This window comes from Stutzerimonas sp. LR2 (assembly GCF_055755175.1).
In genome coordinates this window covers 1-866 of record NZ_JBVTRR010000056.1, presented here as the reverse complement: position 1 = coordinate 866, position 866 = coordinate 1, and the positions used below count along the sequence as shown (strand labels likewise).

General features: G+C 50.8%; 2 protein-coding genes. One reads left to right on the top strand and one right to left on the bottom strand.

The window, feature by feature from the left end; all coding sequences use genetic code 11:
- A partial coding sequence (traA, locus tag ACVRRC_RS21995) for a TraA family conjugative transfer protein (RefSeq protein WP_472997577.1) occupies nt 1–323 on the top strand: 323 nt, incomplete at its 5' end.
- A 66-nt stretch (nt 324–389) separates the two neighbouring features.
- Here traA and ACVRRC_RS21990 read toward each other — a convergent pair.
- The coding region (locus tag ACVRRC_RS21990) for a type 2 periplasmic-binding domain-containing protein (RefSeq protein WP_472997576.1) at nt 390–866 on the bottom strand (477 nt) is incomplete at its 5' end.

Below are 866 nucleotides of genomic sequence, written 5' to 3'. Positions count from 1 at the left end.
CCGCCCGCAACCTGAAATCTGTTCTGGCCGCTTCTGCTGTTCTGGCTCTGGGCGTGACCGCCGTTTATGCGAAGGGTACTGAGCAAACTGGTTTTAGCGAAGTGTGGACCACCATTACTTCCTACATGCAGGGTTCCCTGGGTCGCGTGCTGGTAGGTCTGATCGTCATCGTCGGTGTTGCTGCTGCGGTTGTCCGCCAGTCTCTGATGACCTTCGCCGTTGCGGTCGGCGCTGCGATTGGCCTGTACTACGCGCCGGACATCATCGACGGCATGATGACCTCCACCAGCGCTGTTGCTACCGCCCTGCCAGTCGGCATTTAATCGGCCATTTCGGCAAGCGTCCAAAAACCCGACTTCGGTCGGGTTTTTGCATTTCTGAGGTTCGGGCTATAGGGAGCTGTGAAGGTCAGCATGATATGGTTTTATTTCAGCCTCAAACACTTCTGAAATTACTTCAGATACTGCTTTTACTCTGGCGAGCTCAGAAGCATCCTTATGGATAACCTTCCAGACTTCGTATTTTTTCTTTCTTGCCTTATCCGGCCAAATTCGAATTAACTCTGGATAACGTAACCCTTGGTAGCACGGCAATTCCCCTAACGCTAATCCTGAACGCACAAACGTGGTGAGTAAGAAACTGGATGTTAGCTTCGCGACGACCCGTGCATCTCTTCGTGATTCACCGACCATCGTTTCAGGTACAGGGGAGCTGAAAACATTGCCGTATAAGGCAATATCATGGTTGGCTAAATGCTGACCAGGTTGTGGCATTCCAAACTTATCAAGATATACCTGAGTTGCAAATAGGCCGACATCCCAACAACCAAGCCTTTTTGCAATAAGTTCTGGGGCCTCAGGTCTTTT